20 protein-coding genes and 2 tRNA genes are annotated in these 23,450 nt (G+C 73.0%); 17 read left to right on the plus strand and 5 right to left on the minus strand.

The genetic code is table 11. From position 1 onward, the window contains the following. The 6 genes from ABT288_RS42825 to ABT288_RS42850 form a co-directional block, all read left to right on the plus strand. Positions 1–957, plus strand: a 957-nt coding sequence (locus ABT288_RS42825; protein WP_351620310.1) for a (2Fe-2S)-binding protein, incomplete at its 5' end; no start/stop codon positions are given. After that, positions 954–3,263, plus strand: coding sequence for a xanthine dehydrogenase family protein molybdopterin-binding subunit (locus ABT288_RS42830; protein WP_351620313.1), 2,310 nt, complete (start codon positions 954–956; stop codon positions 3,261–3,263). The genes ABT288_RS42825 and ABT288_RS42830, both read left to right, overlap by 4 nt. Positions 3,264–3,428: 165 nt before the next feature. After that, positions 3,429–4,589, plus strand: coding sequence for an SUKH-4 family immunity protein (locus ABT288_RS42835; protein ID WP_351620316.1), 1,161 nt, complete (start codon positions 3,429–3,431; stop codon positions 4,587–4,589). A gap of 273 nt (positions 4,590–4,862) precedes the next feature. Then, complete coding sequence (locus tag ABT288_RS42840) at positions 4,863–5,102, plus strand: hypothetical protein (RefSeq protein ID WP_351620319.1); 240 nt, start codon at positions 4,863–4,865, stop codon at positions 5,100–5,102. A 372-nt stretch (positions 5,103–5,474) separates the two neighbouring features. Beyond that, positions 5,475–6,809 (plus strand): S8 family peptidase, encoded by a 1,335-nt coding sequence (locus tag ABT288_RS42845; protein ID WP_351620321.1) that lies wholly within the window; start codon positions 5,475–5,477, stop codon positions 6,807–6,809. After that, a complete protein-coding gene (locus tag ABT288_RS42850; RefSeq protein WP_351620324.1) occupies positions 6,806–7,054 on the plus strand; it encodes a hypothetical protein in 249 nt (82 codons plus the stop codon). Before ABT288_RS42845 ends, ABT288_RS42850 begins: the two co-directional genes overlap by 4 nt. Before the next feature lie 89 nt (positions 7,055–7,143). Here the strand turns inward: ABT288_RS42850 and ABT288_RS42855 are convergent. Both ABT288_RS42855 and ABT288_RS42860 read right to left on the minus strand, forming a co-directional pair. Beyond that, positions 7,144–7,215 (minus strand) — tRNA-Cys (locus tag ABT288_RS42855). Positions 7,216–7,233: 18 nt separating this feature from the next. Next, positions 7,234–7,331, minus strand: a tRNA-OTHER gene (locus tag ABT288_RS42860). Between the two features lie 177 nt (positions 7,332–7,508). Here ABT288_RS42860 and ABT288_RS42865 point away from each other — a divergent pair. From ABT288_RS42865 to dapE, 5 genes are all read left to right on the plus strand, one after another. After that, positions 7,509–8,936 (plus strand): MFS transporter, encoded by a 1,428-nt coding sequence (locus tag ABT288_RS42865; RefSeq protein ID WP_351620327.1) that lies wholly within the window; start codon positions 7,509–7,511, stop codon positions 8,934–8,936. Between the two features lie 232 nt (positions 8,937–9,168). Then, positions 9,169–10,968, plus strand: a complete 1,800-nt coding sequence (locus tag ABT288_RS42870; RefSeq protein ID WP_351620330.1) for a DEAD/DEAH box helicase — start codon at positions 9,169–9,171, stop codon at positions 10,966–10,968. Between the two features lie 307 nt (positions 10,969–11,275). Next, positions 11,276–11,917 carry an IclR family transcriptional regulator gene (locus tag ABT288_RS42875; RefSeq protein WP_351620333.1) on the plus strand — a complete coding sequence of 214 codons (642 nt, stop codon included), beginning with the start codon at positions 11,276–11,278 and terminating at the stop codon, positions 11,915–11,917. A 124-nt stretch (positions 11,918–12,041) separates the two neighbouring features. After that, positions 12,042–13,502, plus strand: a complete 1,461-nt coding sequence (locus ABT288_RS42880; RefSeq protein ID WP_351620336.1) for an amino acid permease — start codon at positions 12,042–12,044, stop codon at positions 13,500–13,502. Then, complete coding sequence (gene dapE / locus ABT288_RS42885; protein ID WP_351620337.1) at positions 13,499–14,554, plus strand: succinyl-diaminopimelate desuccinylase; 1,056 nt, start codon at positions 13,499–13,501, stop codon at positions 14,552–14,554. Before ABT288_RS42880 ends, dapE begins: the two co-directional genes overlap by 4 nt. On the opposite strand, the gene ABT288_RS42890 is transcribed toward dapE, so the two are convergent. After that, positions 14,535–16,088 (minus strand): PucR family transcriptional regulator, encoded by a 1,554-nt coding sequence (locus ABT288_RS42890; RefSeq protein ID WP_351620340.1) that lies wholly within the window; start codon positions 16,086–16,088, stop codon positions 14,535–14,537. The two genes, dapE and ABT288_RS42890, sit on opposite strands and share 20 nt — an antisense overlap. A 101-nt stretch (positions 16,089–16,189) precedes the next feature. On the opposite strand from ABT288_RS42890, the gene ABT288_RS42895 reads away from it, so the two are divergent. Genes ABT288_RS42895 through ABT288_RS42905 form a run of 3 tightly spaced genes read left to right on the plus strand, consistent with a single transcriptional unit; the run spans position 16,190 to position 18,881 of the window. Continuing rightward, the gene (locus ABT288_RS42895; RefSeq protein ID WP_351620343.1) at positions 16,190–16,951 is read left to right on the plus strand and encodes a chorismate synthase; all 762 of its coding nucleotides are present in this window, start codon (positions 16,190–16,192) and stop codon (positions 16,949–16,951) included. Further along, the gene (menC, locus tag ABT288_RS42900; RefSeq protein ID WP_351620346.1) at positions 16,948–18,057 is read left to right on the plus strand and encodes an o-succinylbenzoate synthase; all 1,110 of its coding nucleotides are present in this window, start codon (positions 16,948–16,950) and stop codon (positions 18,055–18,057) included. The genes ABT288_RS42895 and menC overlap by 4 nt, the downstream gene beginning before the upstream one ends. 32 nt (positions 18,058–18,089) lie before the next feature. Then, a complete protein-coding gene (locus ABT288_RS42905) occupies positions 18,090–18,881 on the plus strand; it encodes a S16 family serine protease (protein WP_351620349.1) in 792 nt (263 codons plus the stop codon). Between the two features lie 15 nt (positions 18,882–18,896). Here the strand turns inward: ABT288_RS42905 and ABT288_RS42910 are convergent, their stop codons facing one another. Further along, positions 18,897–19,373 carry an Lrp/AsnC family transcriptional regulator gene (locus ABT288_RS42910; protein ID WP_351620363.1) on the minus strand — a complete coding sequence of 159 codons (477 nt, stop codon included), beginning with the start codon at positions 19,371–19,373 and terminating at the stop codon, positions 18,897–18,899. A gap of 122 nt (positions 19,374–19,495) precedes the next feature. Between ABT288_RS42910 and hppD the strand changes: the two genes are divergently transcribed. Beyond that, complete coding sequence (gene hppD / locus ABT288_RS42915) at positions 19,496–20,641, plus strand: 4-hydroxyphenylpyruvate dioxygenase (protein ID WP_351620352.1); 1,146 nt, start codon at positions 19,496–19,498, stop codon at positions 20,639–20,641. Positions 20,642–20,811: 170 nt separating this feature from the next. Then, complete coding sequence (locus tag ABT288_RS42920) at positions 20,812–22,227, plus strand: FAD-binding oxidoreductase (RefSeq protein ID WP_351620354.1); 1,416 nt, start codon at positions 20,812–20,814, stop codon at positions 22,225–22,227. A 17-nt stretch (positions 22,228–22,244) separates the two neighbouring features. On the opposite strand, the gene ABT288_RS42925 is transcribed toward ABT288_RS42920, so the two are convergent. Continuing rightward, complete coding sequence (locus ABT288_RS42925) at positions 22,245–22,658, minus strand: SsgA family sporulation/cell division regulator (protein ID WP_351620357.1); 414 nt, start codon at positions 22,656–22,658, stop codon at positions 22,245–22,247. 245 nt (positions 22,659–22,903) lie between these two features. Between ABT288_RS42925 and ABT288_RS42930 the strand changes: the two genes are divergently transcribed. Then, positions 22,904–23,450: DUF2510 domain-containing protein (locus ABT288_RS42930; protein ID WP_351620360.1), on the plus strand; the 547-nt coding region annotated here is incomplete at its 3' end.

Genomic DNA, 23,450 nt, shown 5'->3' on the forward strand with positions numbered 1-23,450 from the left:
GCGGGGCCCCCACCGGCGCCCACAGGCCCCAGGCCGCCCACGAGCCACCCCCCGCCCCCGGCAGCCCTACCGGACGCCGCCGCCGCCGCCCCGGCGGCCGCGGGGGGGCCCGCGCCCGGGACGGACGACGCGCCCGGGGACGCCACCGAGGACACCGCGCCCCCGGCGCAGGAGGCCGCCGCCGAGGGACACGCGGAGCACACCGCCCCTCTCGCGCCGCCCGACGACCACCCGCTGGCCTCCTACGTCCTGCGCGTCAACGGCGTCGACCGGCCCGTCACCGACGCCTGGATCGGCGAGTCGCTGCTGTACGTCCTGCGGGAGCGCCTCGGGCTCGCGGGCGCCAAGGACGGCTGCTCGCAGGGCGAGTGCGGGGCCTGCAACGTCCAGGTCGACGGCCGTCTGGTCGCCTCCTGCCTGGTCCCGGCGGTCACCGCCGCCGGCAGCGAGGTGCGTACGGTCGAGGGCCTGGCCGGCGACGGACAGCCCTCCGACGTGCAGCGCGCGCTCGCCCGGTGCGGTGCCGTGCAGTGCGGTTTCTGCGTGCCCGGCATGGCGATGACCGTGCACGACCTGCTGGAGGGCAACCCCGCGCCGACCGAGCTGGAGACCCGGCAGGCTCTGTGCGGCAACCTGTGCCGCTGCTCCGGCTACCGGGGCGTCCTGGACGCCGTCAAGGAGGTCGTCGCCGAACGCGAGGCCGCGCACGCCGTGGACGTCGAGACGGACGCGGACGAGGCCCGTATTCCCCATCAGGCGGGCCCGGGTGCCGGCGGGGTCAATCCGTCGGCGTTCGAGGCGCCGGGCGCGTTCGCCACGCCGCATGCCGCTCCCGGCGGCTACGGCGACACGCCGGCGTACGGCACGCCCGACCCGTACGGCACACCGCCGCACGGCACCCCGGGACCGCACGGCCCGCACGACCCGCACTACGGCCAGGACGGAGGCCAGGCGTGAGCAACGAAGCCGCCACGGCGACCACCGCCGCGGAACCCGCCCCCGAGGCCGAGGCACTGCCGCACGGCATCGGCGCCTCCCTGCCGCACGCCGACGCCCGCGCCAAGACCGAGGGCACCTTCCCGTACGCCGCCGACCTGTGGGCCGAGGGCCTGCTCTGGGCGGCCGTCCTGCGCTCCCCGCACGCGCACGCGCGCATCGTGTCCATCGACACCAGCCACGCGCGCGAGATGCCCGGCGTACGGGCCGTCGTCACGCACGAGGACGTGCCCGGCACCCCGCGCCACGGCCGGGGCACCCCCGACCGTCCGGTGTTCGCCTCCGAGGTCGTACGGCACCACGGCGAGCCCATCGCGGCCGTCGCCGCCGACCATCCGGACACCGCGCGGATGGCCGCGGCGGCCGTCATCGTCGAGTACGAAGTACTCGACCCGGTCACCGACCCCGAGCAGGCCTTCGAGGCCGAGCCGCTGCACCCCGACGGCAACCTGATCCGGCACATCCCGCTCAGGCACGGCGACCCGGAGGCGGTCGGCGAGGTCGTCGTGGAGGGCCAGTACCGCATAGGGCGCCAGGACCCGGCCCCGATCGGCGCCGAGGCGGGCCTCGCCGTGCCGCGGCCCGACGGCGGCGTGGAGCTGTACCTGGCCTCCACCGACCCGCACACCGACCGCAACACCGCCGCGGCCTGCTACGGCCTGTCCCCGGATCGGGTGAAGATCGTCGTCACCGGGGTGCCGGGCGCCACCGCCGACCGCGAGGACCAGGGCTTCCAGCTCCCGCTCGGCCTGCTCGCCCTGAAGACCGGCTGCCCGGTGAAGCTCACCGCGACCCGCGAGGAGTCCTTCCTCGGCCACACCCACCGCCATCCGACGCTGCTCAGGTACCGCCACCACGCGGACGCCGAGGGCAAGCTGGTGAAGGTGGAGGCGCAGATCCTGCTGGACGCGGGCGCGTACGCCGACACCTCGTCCGACGCCCTGGCCGCCGCCGTCTCCTTCGCGTGCGGCCCGTACGTCGTCCCGAACGCCTTCATCGAGGGCTGGGCCGTACGCACCAACAACCCGCCCTCCGGCCATGTGCGCGGCGAGGGCGCGATGCAGGTGTGCGCCGCCTACGAGGCCCAGATGGACAAGCTGGCCAAGAAGCTGGGCCTGGACCCGGCCGAGCTGCGCCTGCGCAACGCCCTCGCGACGGGCGACGTCCTCCCGATCGGCCAGACGGTGACCTGCCCCGCACCGGTCGCCGAACTGCTCCAGGCGGTCCGGGACTTCCCGCTCCCGGCCCTGCCCAAGGACACGCCCGAGGAGGAGTGGCTGCTGCCCGGCGGCCCCGAGGGCGCGGGCGAACCGGGCGCGGTGCGCCGGGGCGTCGGCTACGGCCTGGGCATGGTGCACATGCTCGGCGCGGAGGGCGCCGACGAGGTGTCCACGGCGACGGTCAAGGTCCACGACGGCGTCGCGACCGTGCTCTGCGCCGCCGTGGAGACCGGCCAGGGCTTCACCACCCTCGCCCGGCAGATCGTCCAGGAGACCCTCGGCATCGAGGAAGTCCACGTGGCGCCGGTCGACACCGACCAGCCCCCGGCCGGAGCGGGCTGCCGCGGCCGCCACACCTGGGTGTCGGGCGGCGCGGTGGAGCGCGCGGCCAAGATGGTCCGCACCCAGCTCCTGCAGCCGCTCGCCCACAAGTTCGGCATGTCGACGGAGTTGCTCCAGATCACCGACGGAAAGATCACGTCGTACGACGGCGTGCTGTCGACCACCGTCACCGAGGCGCTGGACGGCAAGGAGCTGTGGGCGACGGCCCAGTGCCGACCGCACCCGACCGAGCCGCTGAACGCCTCCGGCCAGGGCGACGCCTTCGTGGGCCTGGCCTTCTGCGCGATCCGCGCGGTGGTGGACGTCGACATCGAGCTGGGCTCGGTACGGGTGGTGGAGCTGGCGGTCGCCCAGGACGTGGGCCGGGTCCTCAACCCCACGCAGCTGGCCGCCCGGATCGAGGCGGGCGTGACCCAGGGCGTCGGCATCGCGCTCACCGAGAACCTGCGCACCCCGCGCGGCCTGATCCGCCACCCCGACCTGACCGGTTACGCCCTCCCGACCGCGCTGGACGCCCCGGACATCCGGATCGTCAGACTGGTCGAGGAACGGGACGTGGTCGCCCCCTTCGGGGCCAAGTCCGTCAGCGCGGTCCCGGTCGTGACGGCACCGGCCGCGGTCGCCTCCGCGGTCCGCGCGGCCACCGGCCGCCCGGTCAACCGGCTCCCGATCCGCCCGCAGGCGGCGGTGGTCACGGCCCCGTAGGGCAGCGGGGGACACCGCCTCGCGCCGCGCAACGTGCCCGGGGCGCCCGACGTCCTTGCTGGTGCGGGCCGTTGTCAGTGGGTCGGCGTAATGTGCTGAGCGCTGGGGGCGACTGCCCGACGACGTACGCACGCCGGCGCACATGGGGAAGATCGCGGGGGAGCGATGAGCACGACCGAGGCCGGGGTTCCGGCGATCACGCTGACCGAGGCGGAGCTGGACCGGTATGTCTCGCACGCGCCGACGCGCGGCCTGCTCGGCGGCACCGGGCTGCCCCCGGCCACCGGCCTGCTGACCTTCTCCCCGCTGCGCACGCACGGCCTGCGCACGCTCGCCGATGCCACGGACGCGCCGTTCCGGGTGGCGGACGAGCTGCGGGACCGGCTGGTGATCGGCGAACTCCTCAACCCGGCGGGCATGGACCGCGAGTCGATCCTGCTCGACGGCGGCACCGGCGAACTGACGACGGCCTACCTCGTCGATCCCTCCCGCCCCCGCCCCTTCGCGCCCTCCCTGGCCACGCTGTTGCGCTTCGCCGCGGCCACCGAGGAACTGGCGGGCCTGCGCGGCCGTTTCGCCTCCCTCGCGGGCCGGTACGGCCCCGAGACGGCGGCCGAGGCGACCCGCCGCCTCCTCTCCCTCTTCGAGGAGGGCGCGGGCGGCGAGGTCCCGCCGTACTGGAAGGCGGCGGCCCTGATCCGCCCGCTCGCCCTCGCCGCGGGCCCCGGCACCACCTCCGGGCTCACCCTGGACGTCCCCGCCCGACTGCTGGACCAGGAGTTCGGGCACGGCCGGGTGGTCCGCTTCGAAGAGGTCGACTTCCCCGCCACGCTCACGCACGAGCCGACCCGCCGCTTCCTGCGCGAGACCGGGCTGCCGGAGGAGGCGGTCCTCTTCCACACCGACACGGACGTCCCGCTGCCCACGCTCCGCGAGTACGTCACGGAGGAGGGCGCGGACGTCTGCGCGTGGGACGAACTCCCCGCCCACGCCGACCACTTGATCCGGCTCGGCCGCCTGGTCGAGGACCACAGCCTGGTGGTCGACGGCAGAACGGGCGCGGTCCTCACCTTCAGCGAGCCGGACGCGACACTCCATCCCCTCAACACCGACGTCTCCACCCTCGCCTTCACGCTCTGGCTCCTGCACCACGAGCGCACCATCGACGAACACCTCGCCAACGAACTGACGACGGTGGCCTACGACCAGCTGGCCGCGGCGATGATCCACACCCTGTCGGCCGTCGACCCCACGGGCACGGTGCCCGGCACCGACTGGCACTACTGGACGGAACTGTTCCAGGACGAGGCGGGCGGCGTCCTGTGACCCGGCCCGCCCGCGCCATCCGATCGCCCCGGCCTTTTTCGCTCAGGGCGGCGTAAGCCGCGGCCACCGACGCGCAGTTGACCCGTGGGGTGCCGCCTCCTCGCCGTCCACGCCCCGGCCGGCGCAGAAACCGGCCGGGCTGGACGGCATCCGGGACTTCGCGTACCTCCGTCGACGGCACGGAGCCCTGCCGTTTCCGAGCGGCCCGGGGTGGCTCACTCGCTCGGATGCGCTCGGCGGGCAACTGGTGGCGAGGGTGTGCATGGTGAGTGCATGAACACTGCACCTCACCCCAAGAAGACCGTTTCCCTGATGCCGCGAGCCTTCGCGGTGACCGCCGCCCTGGGCATCGCTTGTGCGGCGGGGGTGGCAACCGCCACATCCGCCGTGGCCGCGACGCCTGCCACGCACGTCGCCAAGGCCGCCCCAGCCTACGGCCACGGTGGCGGTGGCGGTGGCGAAGAGAACCAGTGCGGCAACGGTCTCCTCCCCATCCTCAACTTCTGCAACTGACCGGCAACCGAAGGCAGTTCCTGTCCATCAACCACACAACCGCACATGGAAGAAGTCCACCCACCCCCAGGGCGGTCAGGAACAGGGGCAGGACCCCCTCCCTGACCGCCCTGCCGACCACGACCGGGGGTGGCGTCACCGCGGGCCGGCTCCCCTTCCGGGATGCCGCCCGCCTTTTTGCCTGCCGTGGGGACTTGTGCACGACAACGGTCCTGCCTGTGTTGCGAGCTTCCGGTTCCGGTGTGACGGTTTTCCAGGGGGATATGCCAGAGGCCTGGCGCCACTTGGCGCCCCGGTATCCCCGTTGTCCGAGAAGCCGGGTGCCGGCGCACCTATTCGGCTGGGGGAAGCGAACAGAAAGAGGAAACATCAATGGCGAACGGACCCATGGACAGGCGCGACTTCGGCGAGCTGCCCGGCCGGCCCAACGGCCCCGTCACGGGCCGGAACTCCGAGTACACCGGCCGATATGTGGTGCTACTCGACCCGAACAACCAGGAGAACGGACTGAACGCACTGCGTTCCGCCGCCGACATCGCGCCTGTGGAGCGCGTGCGCGGCACCGAGGCCGCGAACGTCGCAGAACTCCTCGAGCGCCCTGACGTCTCGGTGCACTTCGACGAACTCGGTGCCGCCGTCGTCGAGGTGCGGCCTGAGCAGCGCCACGCGCTGGTGACCACGGCCGAGGCGGAATCCTCGATCATGGCAGCGGAACCGGAGCGCATGGTCTACGCCTCGCCCATCACCGCCCCGCAGCAGGCGCCGACCGAGTTCTTCCCCGCCTACCGCAGCGACGAGGACGTGGTCACCCGCCACACCACGGCCGAGATCGCCGCCGCGCACGGTCCGGCCTGGGACGAGCAGAACTGGACCTGGGGCCTGCAGGCGATCCGGGCCAACCTCTCCAGCCTGACCGGACGCGACGTGAAGATCGCCGTCCTCGACACCGGTGTGGACACCGGCCACCCGGACCTGGCGGGGCGCATCGAGGCCACGGTCTCCTTCGTGCCCGGCCAGACCGTCCAGGACGGCAACGGCCACGGTACGCACTGCATCGGCACCGCCGCGGGCCCCGCCCACCCCCAGCAGGGACCCCGCTACGGCGTGGCCTGCGAGGCCCGGATCCTCGCGGCAAAGGTGCTCAGCAACGCCGGCAGCGGCAGCGACGGCCAGATCCTGGCCGGCATGGCGTGGGCCATCGCCCAGGGCGCACGCGTGATCTCCATGTCGCTCGGCGCCGCGGTCCAACCGGGTGAACTCTTCCCCCAGACCTACGAGATTCTCGCTCAGCGCGCGCTCCAGCGCGGGACCGTGATCGTCGCCGCCGCGGGCAACGACAGCAACCGGCCCCCGAGCATCCAACCCGTCAGCCGGCCCGCCAACTGTCCTTCCATCCTCGCGGTCGCCTCGCTCGACAAGGCGCTCACGACGTCGTTCTTCTCCAACGGCGGCATCAACGGCCAGGGCGGCGAGATCAACATCGCCGCGCCCGGCAGGGACGTGCGCTCGGCCGCCCCGGGCGGCGGGTACCAGGTCCTGAGCGGCACGAGCATGGCCACACCGCACGCTGCGGGTGTCCTCGCCCTGCTCGTCCAGGCGAACCCCAACGCCACCGCGGCCGCCCTCGTGGCCGGTTTGCAGTCCGGTGCGTTCCCGCTGATGCAGCCCGTCAGGGATGTCGGCGCAGGTCTGCTCCAGGCGCCGTGAGCGAGTCGTCTCCCTCCGAACCGGTCGGGGTCATCCTCGCGGTCGACCCCGACCGGTTCGCGGAGGTGGTTGAGGCACTGCGCGGGGCCGGGCTGACGGTGACGGCGGAACAGCCGATCGTCGGCACGCTCTCCGGCACCGTGGCAGAGGACCGCATACCGGCCCTGGCGGCGCTCGACGGCGTCGAATCCGTCGACCGCGAGCGCACGGTCCGGCTTCCTCCGCCCGACTCCCCCATCCAGTGACAACCGAGCCGGGAACCGAGACGGACGGACACAAGGGTGGCACCCCTCCCGGGGTGCCACCCTTTCGTCCTACCCGGTCAGGAAGGCAGAGGCCGTGGCGGGATTCGAACCCACGTAACTCGCTTTGCAGGCGAGCCCCTGAACCACTCGGGCACACGGCCGTGTTGAGTTGTCTTTCCCGGCCGTGACGGGAGGCGAACCCACATGACTCCCCGCGAGCGGAGCTCGCTGATGGATGCAGCGCAGGCGAGCCCCTGAACCACTCGGGCACACGGCCGTGTTCGTGGAAACGACGTTATGGGGAGGGGCTCCGGGGGCTCAAGGCGGACGGCGGTGCTGCAATGCGACTGCCATACCGCGTTCATGAACGACCTGGGGCGTACGACCAAGGTCGGAGTACGAGCAGGACCACCGACAGGGGTCAAACAGCACTGTGCGCCTTACTCTGGCGACCATGAGTGCCCTCGAATCCCGTGATGCCGCTGTGGTGAGCTCCGTCGGGCAGGGCGACGGCGTGCTGAGCCGGGCCTACCGGGCGCTCAGTGTCGGGATCGTCTCCGTCGTGCTGCTGATCGCGTTCGAGGCGACCGCCGTCGGCACCGCCATGCCGGTCGCGGCGCGGGAGCTGGACGGCGTGGCCCAGTACGCGTTCGCCTTCTCCGGGTACTTCACGACCAGCCTGTTCGGCATGGTGCTGGCCGGTCAGTGGTCCGACCGGCGCGGGCCGCTCGGGGCGCTGACCACGGGGATCGGGGCCTTCGCCGCGGGACTCGTCGTCGCCGGGACCGCGCAGGTCATGTGGGTGTTCATCCTCGGCCGGGCCGTGCAGGGCCTCGGCGGCGGACTGGTCATCGTCGCCCTGTACGTCGTCGTCGGCCGCGCCTACCCCGAGCGGCTGCGGCCCGCGATCATGGCGGCGTTCGCGGCCGGCTGGGTCGTACCGTCCATCGTCGGCCCGCTCGCCTCCGGCGCCGTCACCGAGCACCTCGGCTGGCGCTGGGTCTTCCTCGGCATCCCGGTCCTCGTCGTCTTCCCGCTCGCCCTCGCCCTGCCGCAGATACGCCGCAGGGCCTCCGGCCCGGTGGACCAGGAGACCGGCGCCGGCTCCTTCGACCGGCGGCGGATCCGCCTCGCCCTCGGCATCTCCCTCGGCGCCGGCCTCCTCCAGTACGCCGCCCAGGACCTGCGTCCCCTCTCCCTCCTCCCCGGGCTGGCCGGCGCCGCCCTGCTGGTGCCGGCCGTCCACGGTCTCCTCCCGCCCGGCACCTACCGCGCGGCCCGCGGACTGCCCTCCGTCGTGCTGCTGCGCGGGCTGTCCGCCGGCTCCTTCATCGCCGCCGAGTCCTTCGTCCCGCTGATGCTGGTCACCCAGCGCGGACTGTCCCCGATGCTCGCCGGGTTCTCGCTGGCGGCGGGCGGCTGCACCTGGGCGCTGGGCTCGTGGGTGCAGTCCCGGCCGCGCGTGCAGCCGTACCGGGAGCGGCTGATGACCGCCGGGATGGTGCTGGTCGCCGCCGCGATCACCGCCGCGCCCAGTGTGCTCGTGCACTCCGTGCCCGTCTGGACCGTCGCCGTCGCCTGGGGCTTCGGCTGCTTCGGCATGGGCCTGGTGATCTCCTCCACCAGCGTGCTGCTGCTGAAGCTGTCCGCCCCGGAGGAGGCCGGCGCCAACTCCGCCGCGCTCCAGATCTCCGACGCCCTCTCCAACGTCGTCCTCCTCGCCGCGACCGGCGCCGCCTTCGCCGCCCTGGGCGGCGGCACGGCGGTCCCCGCGTCGGCCGGCGGCGCCCATCCCGCGGCCTTCGCCGCCGTGTTCCTGCCGATGGCGGGGGTGGCGTTGGCAGGGGCCTGGGTCACGACCCGGCTCAGGGCGGCACGGTGACGTGGGACATCGGGGCGCCGCCTGCGAGGACCCGTACGCGCGGGGGGCCTGCGGCGGCTGTGACGTGGGTCCCACCCACGGGCGACCCGGCCCCGTTCGCGCGTTGACACCGTCGGGGCGCCGGTAGGGTGGCCCGGTTGTCATACGTAGCCGATCCCGCCCGTCACCCACCACCGCCCCAACGGACGCGCCGCGCGCGGCCCCTGAATTCCAGCCCCAAAAAACGGAGACCGTGACTACTACCGCCGCTTCCTCCGCTCACTCCCACCACCTGTCGCCCGCCTTCCCGGGCCGCGCGCCCTGGGGTACCGCCAGCAAGCTGCGTGCCTGGCAGCAGGGGGCGATGGAGAAGTACGTACAGGAGCAGCCGCGTGACTTCCTCGCCGTCGCCACGCCCGGCGCAGGCAAGACCACCTTCGCGCTGACGCTGGCCTCCTGGCTGTTGCACCACCACGTCGTGCAGCAGGTGACCGTGGTCGCGCCGACCGAGCACCTGAAGAAGCAGTGGGCGGAGGCGGCGGCCCGGATCGGGATCAAGCTCGATCCCGAGTACAGCGCGGGTCCCCTCGGCCGGGAGTACGACGGCGTCGCCGTCACCTACGCCGGCGTCGGCGTGCGGCCCATGCTGCACCGCAACCGGGTCGAGCAGCGCAAGACGCTCGTCATCCTCGACGAGATCCACCACGCCGGTGACTCCAAGTCCTGGGGTGAGGCGTGTCTGGAGGCCTTCGAGCCGGCCACGCGCCGGCTCGCGCTGACCGGTACGCCGTTCCGCTCCGACACCAACCCCATCCCCTTCGTGACGTACGAGGAGGACAACGCCGGCATCCGGCGGTCCGCCGCCGACTACACGTACGGGTACGGGTCCGCCCTGTCGGACGGGGTCGTCCGGCCGGTCATCTTCCTCTCCTACAGCGGCAACATGCGCTGGCGCACCAAGGCCGGTGACGAGATCGCCGCCCGGCTCGGCGAGCCGATGACCAAGGACGCGATCAGCCAGGCCTGGCGTACGGCGCTCGACCCCCGCGGCGACTGGATGCCCAGCGTGCTGCGCGCCGCCGACCAGCGGCTGACCGAGGTCCGCAAGGCCATCCCGGACGCCGGCGCCCTCGTCATCGCCTCCGACCAGGACTCCGCCCGCGCCTACGCCAAGCTGATCCGTGAGATCACGGGCACGAAGGCGACGCTCGTCCTCTCCGACGACGCCGGCGCCTCGAAGAGGATCGACGACTTCAGCGAGAGCGACGACCGGTGGATGGTCGCGGTGCGCATGGTGTCCGAGGGCGTCGACGTGCCCCGGCTCGCCGTGGGCGTGTACGCGACGACGATCTCCACCCCTCTCTTCTTCGCGCAGGCCGTCGGGCGTTTCGTGCGGTCCCGGCGCCGCGGCGAGACCGCGTCCGTGTTCCTGCCGACGGTGCCCGACCTGCTGACCTTCGCCAATGAGATGGAGAAGGAACGGGACCACGCCCTCGACAAGCCGAAGAAGGAGGGCGAGGAGGACCCGTACGCCGAATCCGAGAAGGAGATGGAGGAGGCGAACAAGCAGCAGGACGAGGACACCGGCGAGCAGGACATGCTGCCCTTCGAGGCGCTGGAGTCCGACGCCGTCTTCGACCGGGTGCTGTACGACGGCGCCGAGTTCGGTATGCAGGCGCACCCGGGGAGCGAGGAGGAGCAGGACTACCTCGGCATTCCGGGGCTGCTGGAGCCCGAGCAGGTGCAGTTGCTGCTGCAGAAGCGGCAGGCCCGGCAGATCGCGCACAGCCGCAAGAAGCCGGACAGCGAGGCCGACCTGCTGGAGCTGCCGGCCGAGCGGCGGCCGGTGGTCACGCACAAGGAGATGATGGAGCTGCGCAAGCAGCTCAACACGATGGTCGGCGCCTACGTCCACCAGAGCGGCAAGCCGCACGGGGTGATCCACACCGAGCTGCGCCGGGTCTGCGGGGGACCGCCCAGCGCGGAGGCCACGGCCGGGCAGCTGCGGCAGCGCATCGCCAAGGTGCAGGAGTGGGCCACACGCATGCGGTGACCCCCCAGGGACTGGCGCGTGTCAGTTCCTGGGGCCTGTGCGTTTCCGGACGAATGACGGCAGGCCGGATCTCGGCTTGACCGGATTCTGGACGAAGACTTCCGCTCAGCGAACCTGCTTCGCTACTGTCCCGCTACGCACACGCCCCGTGGCAGCGCCGCCGCGGAGCGCAGCCGTGAAGCGACATGGCCCGGAGCCGCCGGGCGTCCTGCCGATCGGCGGCCTCTGAAGCGCGTCGCCGACGGGACTCGGTGACGCATCCGCCGTTCAGAGGGCCGTCGACCTCACCACCAAAGGAGTGGGCGTCGTGACCGCGGAGACCTCTCAGACGCTCGACCGGGGACTGCGGGTCCTCAAGCTGCTGGCCGACACCGACCATGGGCTGACCGTCACCGAGTTGTCCATGAAACTGGGCGTGAACCGTACCGTCGTGTACCGGTTGCTCGCCACGCTGGAACAACACGCCCTCGTACGACGCGACTTGGGCGGGCGAGCCCGGGTCGGGCTCGGGGTGCTGCGGCTCGGCCGGCAGGTGCATCCGCTGGTGCGGGAGGCCGCGTTGCCGGCGCTGCGGTCGCTCGCCGAGGACATCGGGGCCACGGCGCATCTGACGCTGGTGGACGGGACGGAGGCGCTGGCGGTCGCCGTGGTCGAACCGACCTGGACCGACTACCACGTGGCGTATCGCGCCGGGTTCCGGCATCCGCTGGACCGGGGGGCGGCCGGCAAGGCGATCCTGTCCGCGCGGCAGTCGCCGTCCGTGGATCCCGGGTACACCCTCACCCACGGCGAGCTGGAGGCCGGGGCGAGTGGGGCTGCGGCGCCGTTGGTGGGGGTCACGGGCGTCGAGGGCAGTGTGGGGGTCGTGATGCTGGCGGACTCCGTGCCGGAGCGGGTGGGACCAAGGGTGGTGGAAGCGGCGAAGGAGGTCGCAGAGGCCCTGCGCTGACCCGTCTGCTTTGCCCGTCCGGCCAATCCCCGCCCCGCACCTTTGGCCGATCCGCACACCCCGCCGTCCCTCCCCCTCCGCATCATCAAGGGCCATACAGCCCCGAGGCGGAGGGAAGAGCGCGGTGGACACAGTTGGCACCCGGCCGGAGGCCACAGCACAAGAAGCAAGCACCACACGTCGGCTCACCCGGCGCCGGCCGGTGCAACACCTCGTCGGCGAAGCGGCCGGCAGCCCGCTGAAGCGGACCATGGGCGTGGCCCAGCTGACACTGCTCAGCGTGGGCGCCACCCTCGGCACCGGCATCTTCGTGGTGCTCGGCCAGGCGGTGCCGGAGGCGGGGCCGGCGATCGTCGTCTCCTTCGTGCTGGCCGGCGTCACCGCCCTGTTCTCGGCGCTGTCGTACGCCGAGCTGGCCGGCATGATCCCCGGCTCGGGATCCTCCTACAGCTACGCCTACGCCACCCTCGGCGAGCTGGTCGCCTGGGTCTGCGGCTGGTGTCTGATCCTGGAGTACGGGGTCTCGGTCGCCGCCGTGGCCGTCGGCTGGGGGCAGTACGTCAACGAGTTGCTCGACCTCACCTTCGGCGTCACCCTCCCCGACTCGCTCAGCGCCCCGCCCGGGGCCGGCGGCACCCTGAACATCCCCGCCGCCCTCATCGTCGTACTCGCCATGGTCGTCCTGCTGCGCGGGGCCAAGGAGAGCGCCGTCGCCAACACCATCATGGTCGGCATCAAGATCGCCGCGCTCGTGCTGTTCTGCGCCGTCGCCTTCACCGCCTTCCGCGCCGGGAACTTCCACCCCCTCTTCCCGCTCGGTACCGCCGGCATGAGCGCCGGGGCGGCCTCGCTGTTCTTCTCCTACATCGGGTTCGACGCCGCCTCCACCGCGGGGGAAGAGGCACGCAACCCCCAAAGGGACCTGCCGCGCGCCATCATCCTGTCGCTGATCCTGGTCACCGCCCTGTACGTGCTCGTGGCCGTGGCCGCGCTCGGCGCCATGCCGTGGAAGCAGTTCGCGGGGACCGAGGCCACGCTCAGCGAGGTGCTCGTACGGTCCGTCGGCGGCGGGAACCTGTGGCCGATCCTGCTGTCCGTCGGCGCGGTCGTCGCCACCACCAGCGTGGTGCTCACCGTGCAGTACGGGCAGATCCGCATCCTCTTCGCCATGGCCCGGGACGGGCTCGTGCCGCCCCTGTTCGCCAAGGTGCACCCGCGCACGGGCGTGCCCCGCGCCAACACCGTGATCGTGTCGGTGTTCATCGCCGTCCTCGCCGCCCTCGTCCCGCTCGGCAGCCTCGCCGACGCCACCAGCATCGGCACCCTCTTCGCGTTCATGCTGGTCAACCTGGCGGTCGTACTGCTGCGCCGGCGCGGCCCCGGCATCCCGCGCTCCTTCCGGGTGCCGTTCTCGCCCGTCACGCCCCTGCTCGGCGTCGGCTTCTGCGTCTACATGCTGGGCAGCCTGGGCGCCGACACCTGGATCGCCTTCGGCGCCTGGATGGCGGCCGGGCTCGTCATCTACGGCCTCTACGGCATCCGGCACTCCAAGCTCGCCCGGACCTCCCCGGAAGACCTCGCATGACCGCCCTCGACCTCACCGCCGACGTCGTCACCCTCACCCGCGCCCTGGTCGACCTGCCCTCGGAGAGCGGGCGGGAGGCGGAGCTCGCCGATGCCGTCCACACCGCCCTGCGCGCCCTGCCCCACCTGGCCGTCGACCGGGTCGGCAACTCCGTCGTCGCCCGCACCCACCTCGGACGCGGCGAACGCGCCCTGATCGCCGGGCACCTGGACACCGTGCCGGCCGCCGGGAACCTGCCCTCCCGGCTGGCCGACGGCCGCGTGCACGGGCTCGGCGCCTGTGACATGAAGGGCGGGGTGGCCGTCGCCCTGCGGCTGGCGGCCACCGTGTCCGCGCCCGCCCGCGACCTCACCTACGTCTTCTACGAGTGCGAGGAGGTGGAAGGGGACCGCAACGGGCTCGCCCGCATCGGCGCCGAGCGGCCCGAGCTGCTCGCCGACGCCTCACTCGCCATCCTCATGGAACCCTCCGACGCGGGTGTGGAGGCCGGTTGCCAGGGCATCCTCACCGCCGAGATCGTGGTTGAGGGCGCCCGCGCCCACACCGCCCGCGCCTGGCAGGGCGTCAACGCCGCCCACAAGGCCGGCCGGGTCCTTCAGCGGCTCGACGCGCACCGGCCCGAGCGGGTCCGCGTCGACGGGCTGGAGTACCGGGAGGGGCTCGGCGCCGTCGCCGTACGGGCCGGGGTCGCCGGGAACGTCGTACCGGACGAGTGTGTCGTCACCGTCAACTGCCGCTTCGCGCCCAGCCGTTCGCCCCAGGAGGCGGAGGCGTACGTGCGCTCGCTCTTCCCGGAGTACGAGGTGCGTGTCACCGAGGCCGTCGGCGGTGCCCCGCCGCACCTGGACCGGGTCGGCGACCTCGTCGCCGCGCTCGGCGCCGAGCCGCGGCCCAAGCTGGGCTGGACGGACGTCGCCCGGTTCGCCGCGCTGGGCGTGCCCGCGCTCAACTACGGCCCCGGGGACCCCTCCCTCGCCCACACGGCGGGGGAGTACGTCCCCGTGGAGCACCTCGAGCGCTGTGAATCCAGGCTCAGGGCGTGGCTGAGCTGAGCCCGCCCAGTGCCCTCAACTGCAGCCAGAGCACCAGCCGTTCGTCGGGGTCGTCCAGGTCGACCCCGGCGTGCTGCTGGAGCTGGCGGAGGCGGTAGCGGCAGGTGTTGGGGTGGACGGCGAGGAGTTTCGCCGCGCCCGCCATGTCGCAGCCCGCGTCGAACCAGCAGACCAGGGTGCGGGCGTACTCCGTGCCGTGCGCGGCGTCGTACGCCAGCACCCGGCGCCAGGCGCCCGCGCTCAACTCCCGCCGCTCACCCATCACTTCGGCCAGCCGCAGCAGCGTGACGCGGGGCCGTACCTCGTCCACGACCGCCACCGGCAGGTCCGCGTCCAGCACCCGCAGCACCAGGTCCGCGTCCGCCCGTGAGCCGGCCAGCCCCGCCGCGTCCGGCACGACCTCGCCGAGCGCCGCCCGCACCGGCACCCGCAGCGCCTGCCCCGCCCGCGCCACGATGTCCTCGGCCAGCCGCTTGTGCCGCTCACCGGAACCGGGCAGCACCGCGTACACCACCCCGTCCACCAGCACCCCCGCGTGCCGCCCGTAGCGCGCCTCGCACTGCAGGCGTACGACGTCCAGCAGACGCAGCGCCGTGCGCTCGGCGTCCGGGACGCCGACGGCGGAGTCCAGCACGAAGGCCGCCACCCGGGCGGGACCGGCCAGGCCCAGGCGCTCGGCGGCCGTCGCCGCGTCCGCCGCCGAGCCGTCCAGCAGCCGGCGCAGCAGCTCGCTGCCCCGGTGCCGGGCCAGTTCCCGGGCCGCGCGCGCCCGCAGCAGGAGCAGGGCGGCCGTGGAGGCGCCCTGGGTGAGGGTGTCCTCGGCGTCCGGGGCGAGCGAGCCGCCGTCGATCACCCACACCGAGCCGAGCGTCTCCCCGCCGGCCCGCACCGGCATGGCGAGGCGGGGCAGGTCCCCGGCCGAGAGCGCGGGCAGCCGGACCGGCCGGTCGGCGGCGAACAGCCGGCGGTACTGCTCGGTGTTCTCCGCGCTGGCCGGTACCTGGCGGCCGAGGATGCCCTGCCGGCGGTCCTCGTCCACCGGCTGTCCGGGGACGGTGGAGTAGGCGAGGATGCGCTGCCGGGGGTCCTCGACGGCGGTGGCCCCGCCGGTCGCCGTCGCGATCGCGTCGGCCAGCGCGAACAGGTCGCCGAGCCCGGTGTCGGAGGGCACGGCGGCGGGCTCGGCGGCGATGGCGGAGGCCAGCAGCAGATGGACGTGGTGCCAGGCCGCGTCCTCGGCGACCGACAGCAGGGCCACGCCGTGCGCCTCCGCCTGCGCGACCGGGCCGTCCGCGCCGCGCACCACCACTCCGGTCAGCCCGGCCTCGGCCGCCGCCCGCAGCAGCGGCCCGGATTCCGCCGCCGGGACGCCGACCGCGAGCAGGAGTGCGCCGGGCTGCCGGGAAAGCGGGGTGCGGCCGTCGTGGAGCACCGCCTCGGTCACGGGGACGGCCTGCCCGGCGGGGGCCGTGTGCAGACGCAGGGCGGGGCCGCCGACAACGTCCAGGAGGTCACCGAGGGTGCAGGCGCTCATGAGGGGTCCCAGCGGGCGGTTGGCGGATGGTGAAACGAACGTACGCGGGCGTTGGCCGCTCGCACAACACACGCCGGGCCGGCTCCTTCGAGACTCGTGCCATGACAGCAGGAGTCACCATCCGCACCGTCCACGACGTCGCCTCCCTCGCGGCCGTGGCCGACTACTTCAGCGACGTCTGGCGGACCCCCCGCACCGCCCCGCCCTACCCGGCCGAGGTTCTGCACAGCCTGGTGCACGCCGGCGGCGCGGTGCACGGCGCGTACGACGGGCAGCGGCTCGCGGGCGCCTCCGTCGCCGTCCTCGGCGCCGAGCGCAGCACGTACTCGCTGGTGGCCGCGGCCGAGCGGGGACTCGGGCACGCCGTGAAGCAGGCCCAGCGGGACTGGGCCCTCGGGGCGGGCGCCCGCACCATGCGCTGGACCTTCGACCCGCTGGTCGGCCGCAACGCCCGCTTCAACCTGGCCAAGCTGGGGGCCACCGGCACGGAGTACCTGGTCGACTTCTACGGACCGATGACCGACGGCGTGAACGACGGCGACGAGAGCGACCGGCTGACGGTGACCTGGGACCTGGCGGGGGACCCGCGCACGCCCGCGGCGCCGTACGACCTCGCACCCCGCGGACCGGTCACCGCCACCGCGCCCGACGGCGACCCCCTCGCCCGCCGCGACGAGCGGCACGTCTGGTGTCGGGTGCCGGAGGACGTCGTCAAGCTGCGCGCCGCCGACCCGGCGCTGGCGCTGCGCTGGCGGCACGCGGTGCGCGAGGTGCTGCTGACGGCCTTCGCGGAGGGGTTCCGGGCCACCGGGATGTCCCGCGACGGCTGGTACACCCTGACCCGGACGGAGGAGGCCGCGTGAAGCTGGAGCGCGTCGAGATCGTGCACGTGGCGATCCCGCTGGTCACCCCGTTCCGTACGTCCTTCGGGACGATGACGACGAAGGACACCTTCCTCCTGCACGTCGTCACCGACTCCGCCGAGGGCTGGTCGGAGTTCGCCGCCGACCCCGAGCCGCTGTACTGCTCGGAGTTCGTCGCCGGCGCCGAGATCGTGCTGCGCGACTTCCTGATCCCGCGCGTGGCGGCGCTGGGGGAGGTCACGGCGGCCGCCCTCGCCCCGGCCGTGGCGAAGATCAAGGGCCACGAGCTGGCGAAGGCGGCCCTGGAGACGGCGCTGCTGGACGCCGAGCTGCGGTCGTACGGCATGCCGCTCGCGACGTATCTCGGCGCGGTGCGGGACCGGGTGCCCGCCGGGGTGTCGGTCGGCATCAAGAACTCGGTGCCGGAGCTGCTGGACGACGTCGAGCGCTACCTCGCCGAGGGGTATGTGCGCATCAAGCTGAAGATCGAGCCCGGCTGGGACGTGGAGCCGGTGCGCGCGGTCCGCGACCGCTTCGGCGACGCCCTGCCCCTCCAGGTGGACGCCAACACCGCGTACACCCTCGCGGACGCCGGACATCTGCGGCGCCTGGACGACTTCGGGCTGCTGCTGATCGAGGAGCCGCTGGAGGAGAACAACCTGTACGCCCACGCCCAGCTGCAGCAGCGCCTGCGCACCCCCGTCTGCCTGGACGAGTCCCTGCACCACGCCTCCGACACCGCCGCCGCGATCGCGATGGACGCCTGCCGGGTGGTGAACGTCAAGCCCGCCCGGGTCGGCGGCTACCTCGAGGCCCGCCGGGTCCACGACGTGGCGCACGCGCACGGCGTCCCGGTGTGGTGCGGCGGCATGCTGGAGACGGGCATCGGCCGCGCCCCCAACCTGGCCCTGGCAGCCCTGCCCGGCTTCACCCTCCCCGGGGACACCTCCGCCTCGGCCCGCTACTTCGCCGAGGACATCACCGAGCCGTTCGTGCTGCGGGACGGCCACCTGCCGGTGCCGACCGCCCCCGGGATCGGCATCGAGCCCCTTCCGGAGGCCCTGCGCCGCTTCACCCGTCGGCGACGGGACCTGTACGCGGCATAAGGCACGGCCTGTGGTCGCGTTAGATTGATCCCGTGCTCTCACGTCTCACGCGTCTCCAGGCCGTAGCAGTCTGTGCGCTGCCCGTCGTGGCCCTGCTGGCCACGGCGGCGTTCGCGCCGCTGCCGTTCTCGGTGGCGCAGCCCGGGATGACGGCGAACGTGCTCGGCGAGAACAAGGGCGCACAGGTGATCACCGTCTCCGGCGCGCAGGCCCGCAGGACCAGCGGGCAGCTGCGGATGGTGACGATCGAGGCGACCGGCCCGGACGCCACGGTGACCCTCGGGGACGTGGCCGGCAACTGGTTCCGCACCGACCGGGCCGTCATGCCCCGCGACGCGGTCTACCCGAGCGGCAACACCGTCAAGGAGATCGAGAAGCACAACGCGGCGCAGATGAAGCAGTCCCAGGACGCGGCGACCCAGGCGGCGCTGAAGTACCTCGGGCTGAGCGCCGACAAGGTCAAGGTCACGCTGAAGCTCGCCGACGTGGGCGGGCCGAGCGCGGGCCTGCTGTTCACCCTGGGGATCATCGACAAGCTGCACGGCGACGGCAGCGGCGGCGACCTCACGGGCGGGCGCACCATCGCCGGTACGGGCACGATCGACGCCTCCGGCACCGTCGGCGCGGTCGGCGGGGTGGCCCTGAAGACCCAGGCCGCCCGACGCGACGGCGCCACGGTCTTCCTGGTCCCTAGGGCCGAGTGCACCGACGCCCGGGCGGAACTCCCCAAGGGCCTGCGCCTGGTCCCGGTGACCACGCTCAAGGATGCCGTGAACTCCCTTCAGGCGCTGGAGAGCGGCAAGGGGTCCGTGCCGGGCTGCTGAGCCTCAGCCGGCGCGTCACGCGTCATCGTGCCCGGCCGCCTGCTCCACCAGCGGGATGATCCGCAGCGGAACCGGGTTCTCCATCACGATCGCCGTGGACGCCCGGACGATGCCGTCGAAACCGACGACCCGGTCGATGACCCGCTGCAGATCGGCGTTCGAGCGGGCCACCAGCCGGCACAGCATGTCCCCGCTGCCGGTGGTGGTGAGCAGTTCCAGCACCTCCGGCACGGTCGCCAGGTGTGCGCGGACGTCGGCGCCCTGGCCCTGCCGGATCTGCAGCGTGGCGAAGGCGGTGACCGGGTAGCCGAGGGCCGCCGGGTCCACCTGGGGGCCGAATCCCCGGATGACGCCGTTCGACTGAAGCCGGTCCAGGCGCGCCTGGACCGTGCCCCGGGCGACCCCGAGCCGCCGGGACATCTCCAGCACGCCGATGCGCGGCTCCCGGGCGAGGAGCACGATGATCCGCCCGTCCAGATGATCGATCGCCACGGCACCCCCAGGGATGAGCATCCTGTACAGAAAGACCGCCAGTTCGGTCATATCACTGAACAGATTGCCCAGTGAATACGGAAACTATTGCGCACCTTGCAGAGCGGGTCCACGCTTCCGCCATGACGCAGACCACACACCACACTCCCGACACCGCCCGGCAGGCCGACCCCTTCCCGGTCAAGGGAATGGACGCGGTCGTCTTCGCCGTGGGCAACGCCAAGCAGGCCGCGCACTACTACTCCACCGCCTTCGGCATGAAGCTGGTCGCCTACTCCGGACCGGAGAACGGCAGCCGCGAGACCGCCAGTTACGTGCTCGAGAACGGCTCCGCCCGCTTCGTGTTCACCTCGGTGATCAAGCAGAGCAGCGACTGGGGCCGCTTCCTCGCCCGGCACGTGGCCGAGCACGGCGACGGCGTCATCGACCTGGCCATCGAGGTCCCGGACGCCCGCGCCGCGCACGCCTACGCCGTCGAGCACGGCGCCCGTTCGATCGCCGAGCCGTACGAGGTCAAGGACGAGCACGGCACCGTCGTCCTCGCCGCGATCGCCACCTACGGCGAGACCCGCCACACCCTGGTCGACCGCTCCGGCTACGACGGCCCCTACCTGCCCGGTTACGTCGCCGCGCGGCCGATGGTCGCCCCGCCCGCCCAGCGCACCTTCCAGGCCATCGACCACTGCGTCGGCAACGTCGAACTCGGCAGGATGGACGAGTGGGTCGGGTTCTACAACCGGGTCATGGGCTTCACGAACATGAAGGAGTTCGTGGGCGACGACATCGCCACCGAGTACAGCGCGCTGATGTCGAAGGTCGTCGCGGACGGCACCCTCAAGGTCAAGTTCCCGCTCAACGAGCCCGCGATCGCCAAGAAGAAGTCCCAGATCGACGAGTACCTGGAGTTCTACGGCGGCCCCGGCGTCCAGCACATCGCGCTGAACACCAACGACATCGTGCAGACGGTCCGCACCATGCGCGCGGCCGGTGTGGAGTTCCTCAACACCCCCGACTCCTACTACGACACCCTCGGCGAGTGGGTCGGCGACACCCGGGTGCCCGTCGAGACGCTGCGCGAGCTGAAGATCCTCGCCGACCGCGACGAGGACGGCTACCTGCTGCAGATCTTCACCAAGCCGGTCCAGGACCGCCCGACGGTGTTCTTCGAGATCATCGAACGCCACGGCTCCATGGGCTTCGGCAAGGGCAACTTCAAGGCCCTGTTCGAGGCGATCGAGCGGGAGCAGGCCAAGCGCGGCAACCTGTGAGCCGTGGCCGCCAGGCGTAGAAGAGGGCCATCGCGCGGTTGATCGCGTGGCCGTCTCGCCCGGTCGGCCTCGCCGCGGTCGGGGCGGGCCCGCGCATCAGGCGGGCCCGATCCCGGAGCGTGACTCAGTCTCCAGGAACGGTTCACACCGATGGCCGTGAGTGCGACCCTTTGATCATGAGCCGCATCGAAGCGCCCCGCTCCGAAGACGCCATGGACACCGGCAGCCTCACCGACCGGCTCCTGGCCGGCCTGCCCGCCGAGGCCGTCCTGACCGACCCCGACGTCACCGCCGCCTACGCCAACGACATGGCGAGCTTCTGCCCGGCCGGCACCCCGGCCGTCGTCGTCCTGCCGCGCACCGTCGAACACGTGCAGCACGTCATGCGTACCGCCACCGAACTGCGCGTCCCGGTGGTCCCGCAGGGCGCCCGCTCCGGCCTGTCCGGCGCCGCCAACGCCACCGACGGCTGCATCGTGCTGTCCCTCACCAAGATGGACCGCATCCTGGAGATCAGCCCCGTCGACCGGATCGCGGTGGTCGAACCCGGAGTGATCAACGCGACGCTGTCCCGCGCGGTCGAGGAACACGGCCTGTACTACCCGCCGGACCCCTCCAGCTGGGAGATGTGCACCATCGGCGGCAACATCGGCACCGGGTCCGGCGGCCTGTGCTGTGTGAAGTACGGGGTCACGGCCGAGTACGTGCTCGGCCTGGACGTGGTGCTGGCCGACGGCCGCCTGCTGTCCACCGGCCGCCGCACCGCCAAGGGCGTCGCCGGCTACGACCTCACCCGCCTGTTCGTCGGCTCCGAGGGCTCGCTCGGCATCGTCGTACGGGCCGTGCTGGCGCTCAGGCCCAAGCCGCCGCAGCAGCTGGTGCTGGCCGCCGAGTTCCCCTCCGCAGCGGCCGCCTGCGACGCCGTGTGCCGGATCATGGAGGGCGGTCACGTCCCCTCCCTCCTCGAACTGATGGACCGTACGACCGTCAAGGCGGTCAACGACCTGGCCCACATGGGCCTGCCGGAGACCACCGAGGCGCTGCTGCTGGCCGCCTTCGACACCCCGGACCCGGCCGCCGACCTCGCCGCCGTCGGCGCGCTGTGCGAGGCCGCCGGCGCCACCGAGGTGGTCCCGGCCGAGGACGCGGCCGAGTCCGAGCTGCTGCTCAAGGCCCGGCGGCTCTCGCTGACCGCGCTGGAGGCGGTCAAGGGCACGACGATGATCGACGACGTGTGCGTGCCCCGCTCGCAGCTCGGCGCGATGCTGGAAGGCGTCGAGCGGATCGCCGCCACCTACGGCCTGACCATCGGCGTCTGCGCACACGCCGGCGACGGCAACACCCACCCCACGGTCTGCTTCGACGCCCAGGACGTCGACGAGTCCCGGCGGGCCCGCGAGTCCTTCGACGAGATCATGGCCCTCGGCCTGCGGCTCGGCGGCACCATCACCGGCGAACACGGCGTCGGCGTACTGAAGAAGGAGTGGCTCGCCCGGGAGATCGGCCCGGTCGGGGTCGAGATGCAGCGGGCCGTGAAGCACGCCTTCGACCCGCTGAACCTCCTCAACCCGGGCAAGGTCCTCTGAGCCCTCGGTACGGCCACTCACTGGGCGAGCAGCTGGTCGAGCGCGTCGTCGATGCCCAGCTGCCCGCCCTCGGTCCCCGGGGGCACGGCCCGCAGTGTCCGCTCCAGCCAGGCCGACACCTGCGGGACCGGCGCCTGGAGCAGAGCGTCCCCGTCCGGTGAGCTCAGCGCCATCAGCACGACGCCGCGCCCCTCCGCCTTCGACGGCCACACCCGCACGTCCCCCTGCCCGCACGGCCGGAACACGCCCTCCACCAGCAGGTCGCGGGCGAACGTCCAGGTGACGGGGGAGGCGGAGTTGATGTGGAAGGCGATGTGGACGGCGTACGGATCGTCGGAGCGGTAGCTCAGCCGGGCCGGAACCGGGATGCCGCGTTCCGGCGACAGGATGAGCCTCAGTTCCAGCTCCCGCTCCACCACGGTGTGATGCATGACCTGCTGTCCTTTCTGTCGGGGTCCTGCCGGGGCCCCTCGGAACGGGCCCGCGCCGGGGGAGAGGGGGCAGGGGCCGGGCCATTACGCGGGTTCGGGGAAATTTTTTTTCGGGCCCGGGTGAGAGCCGGGTACGGCGTTGCCCGGAAAGGGGTGGGTCCTGCGGGACTGGCGCTGCGGACTGCCGCGGTCTGATAGATGTGGAGGCCCCCATCCCACCCCCGAGCAGATACGGGACGACGGACATGAGCGCCCCAACCCCGGCCCCAGGTGACGACACGCCCCGCGAGGGCTACTACCCGGACCCGTCCATCCCCGGATACGTCCGGTACTGGAACGGCGCCTCCTGGGTGCCCGGCACCAGCCGTCCGGCGCCGAAGGACGGCGAACGGCTCACCGCGCCGCCCGGTGTCCGTCCCGCGGCCCCGGCCGTCGAGGAGACGGGCCCGCACTTCTTCGACGAGGACCCGGCCCCGGCTCCCTCCGGGCAGCCCGGTGCCGGTGGTGCCGGCCGGTCCGCGGGCCGGTTCGGTTCCGCCGGTGACGGCGACGGTCGTACCGCCTGGGGCGCCGACCCCCGGGTGCCCGCGGAGGGTTCGGCCGGGCCGGGCGGCCAGGCAGGCCGCCCCGACGGCACGGCCTCGGTACCGCCGGGGGAGGGCGACGACCAGGACCCCGGCGGTACCTTCATCTTCCGCCGGCCGGTCCCGGGGCCCGCGGCCGTGAGGGACGACGGCACGATGACGTTCCGCCCGGTGCCCGGCCAGAGCCGGCGGGGCGGGCAGCCCGGGT

The organism is Streptomyces sp. NPDC001093 (assembly GCF_040298985.1).
GTDB lineage: Bacteria > Actinomycetota > Actinomycetes > Streptomycetales > Streptomycetaceae > Streptomyces.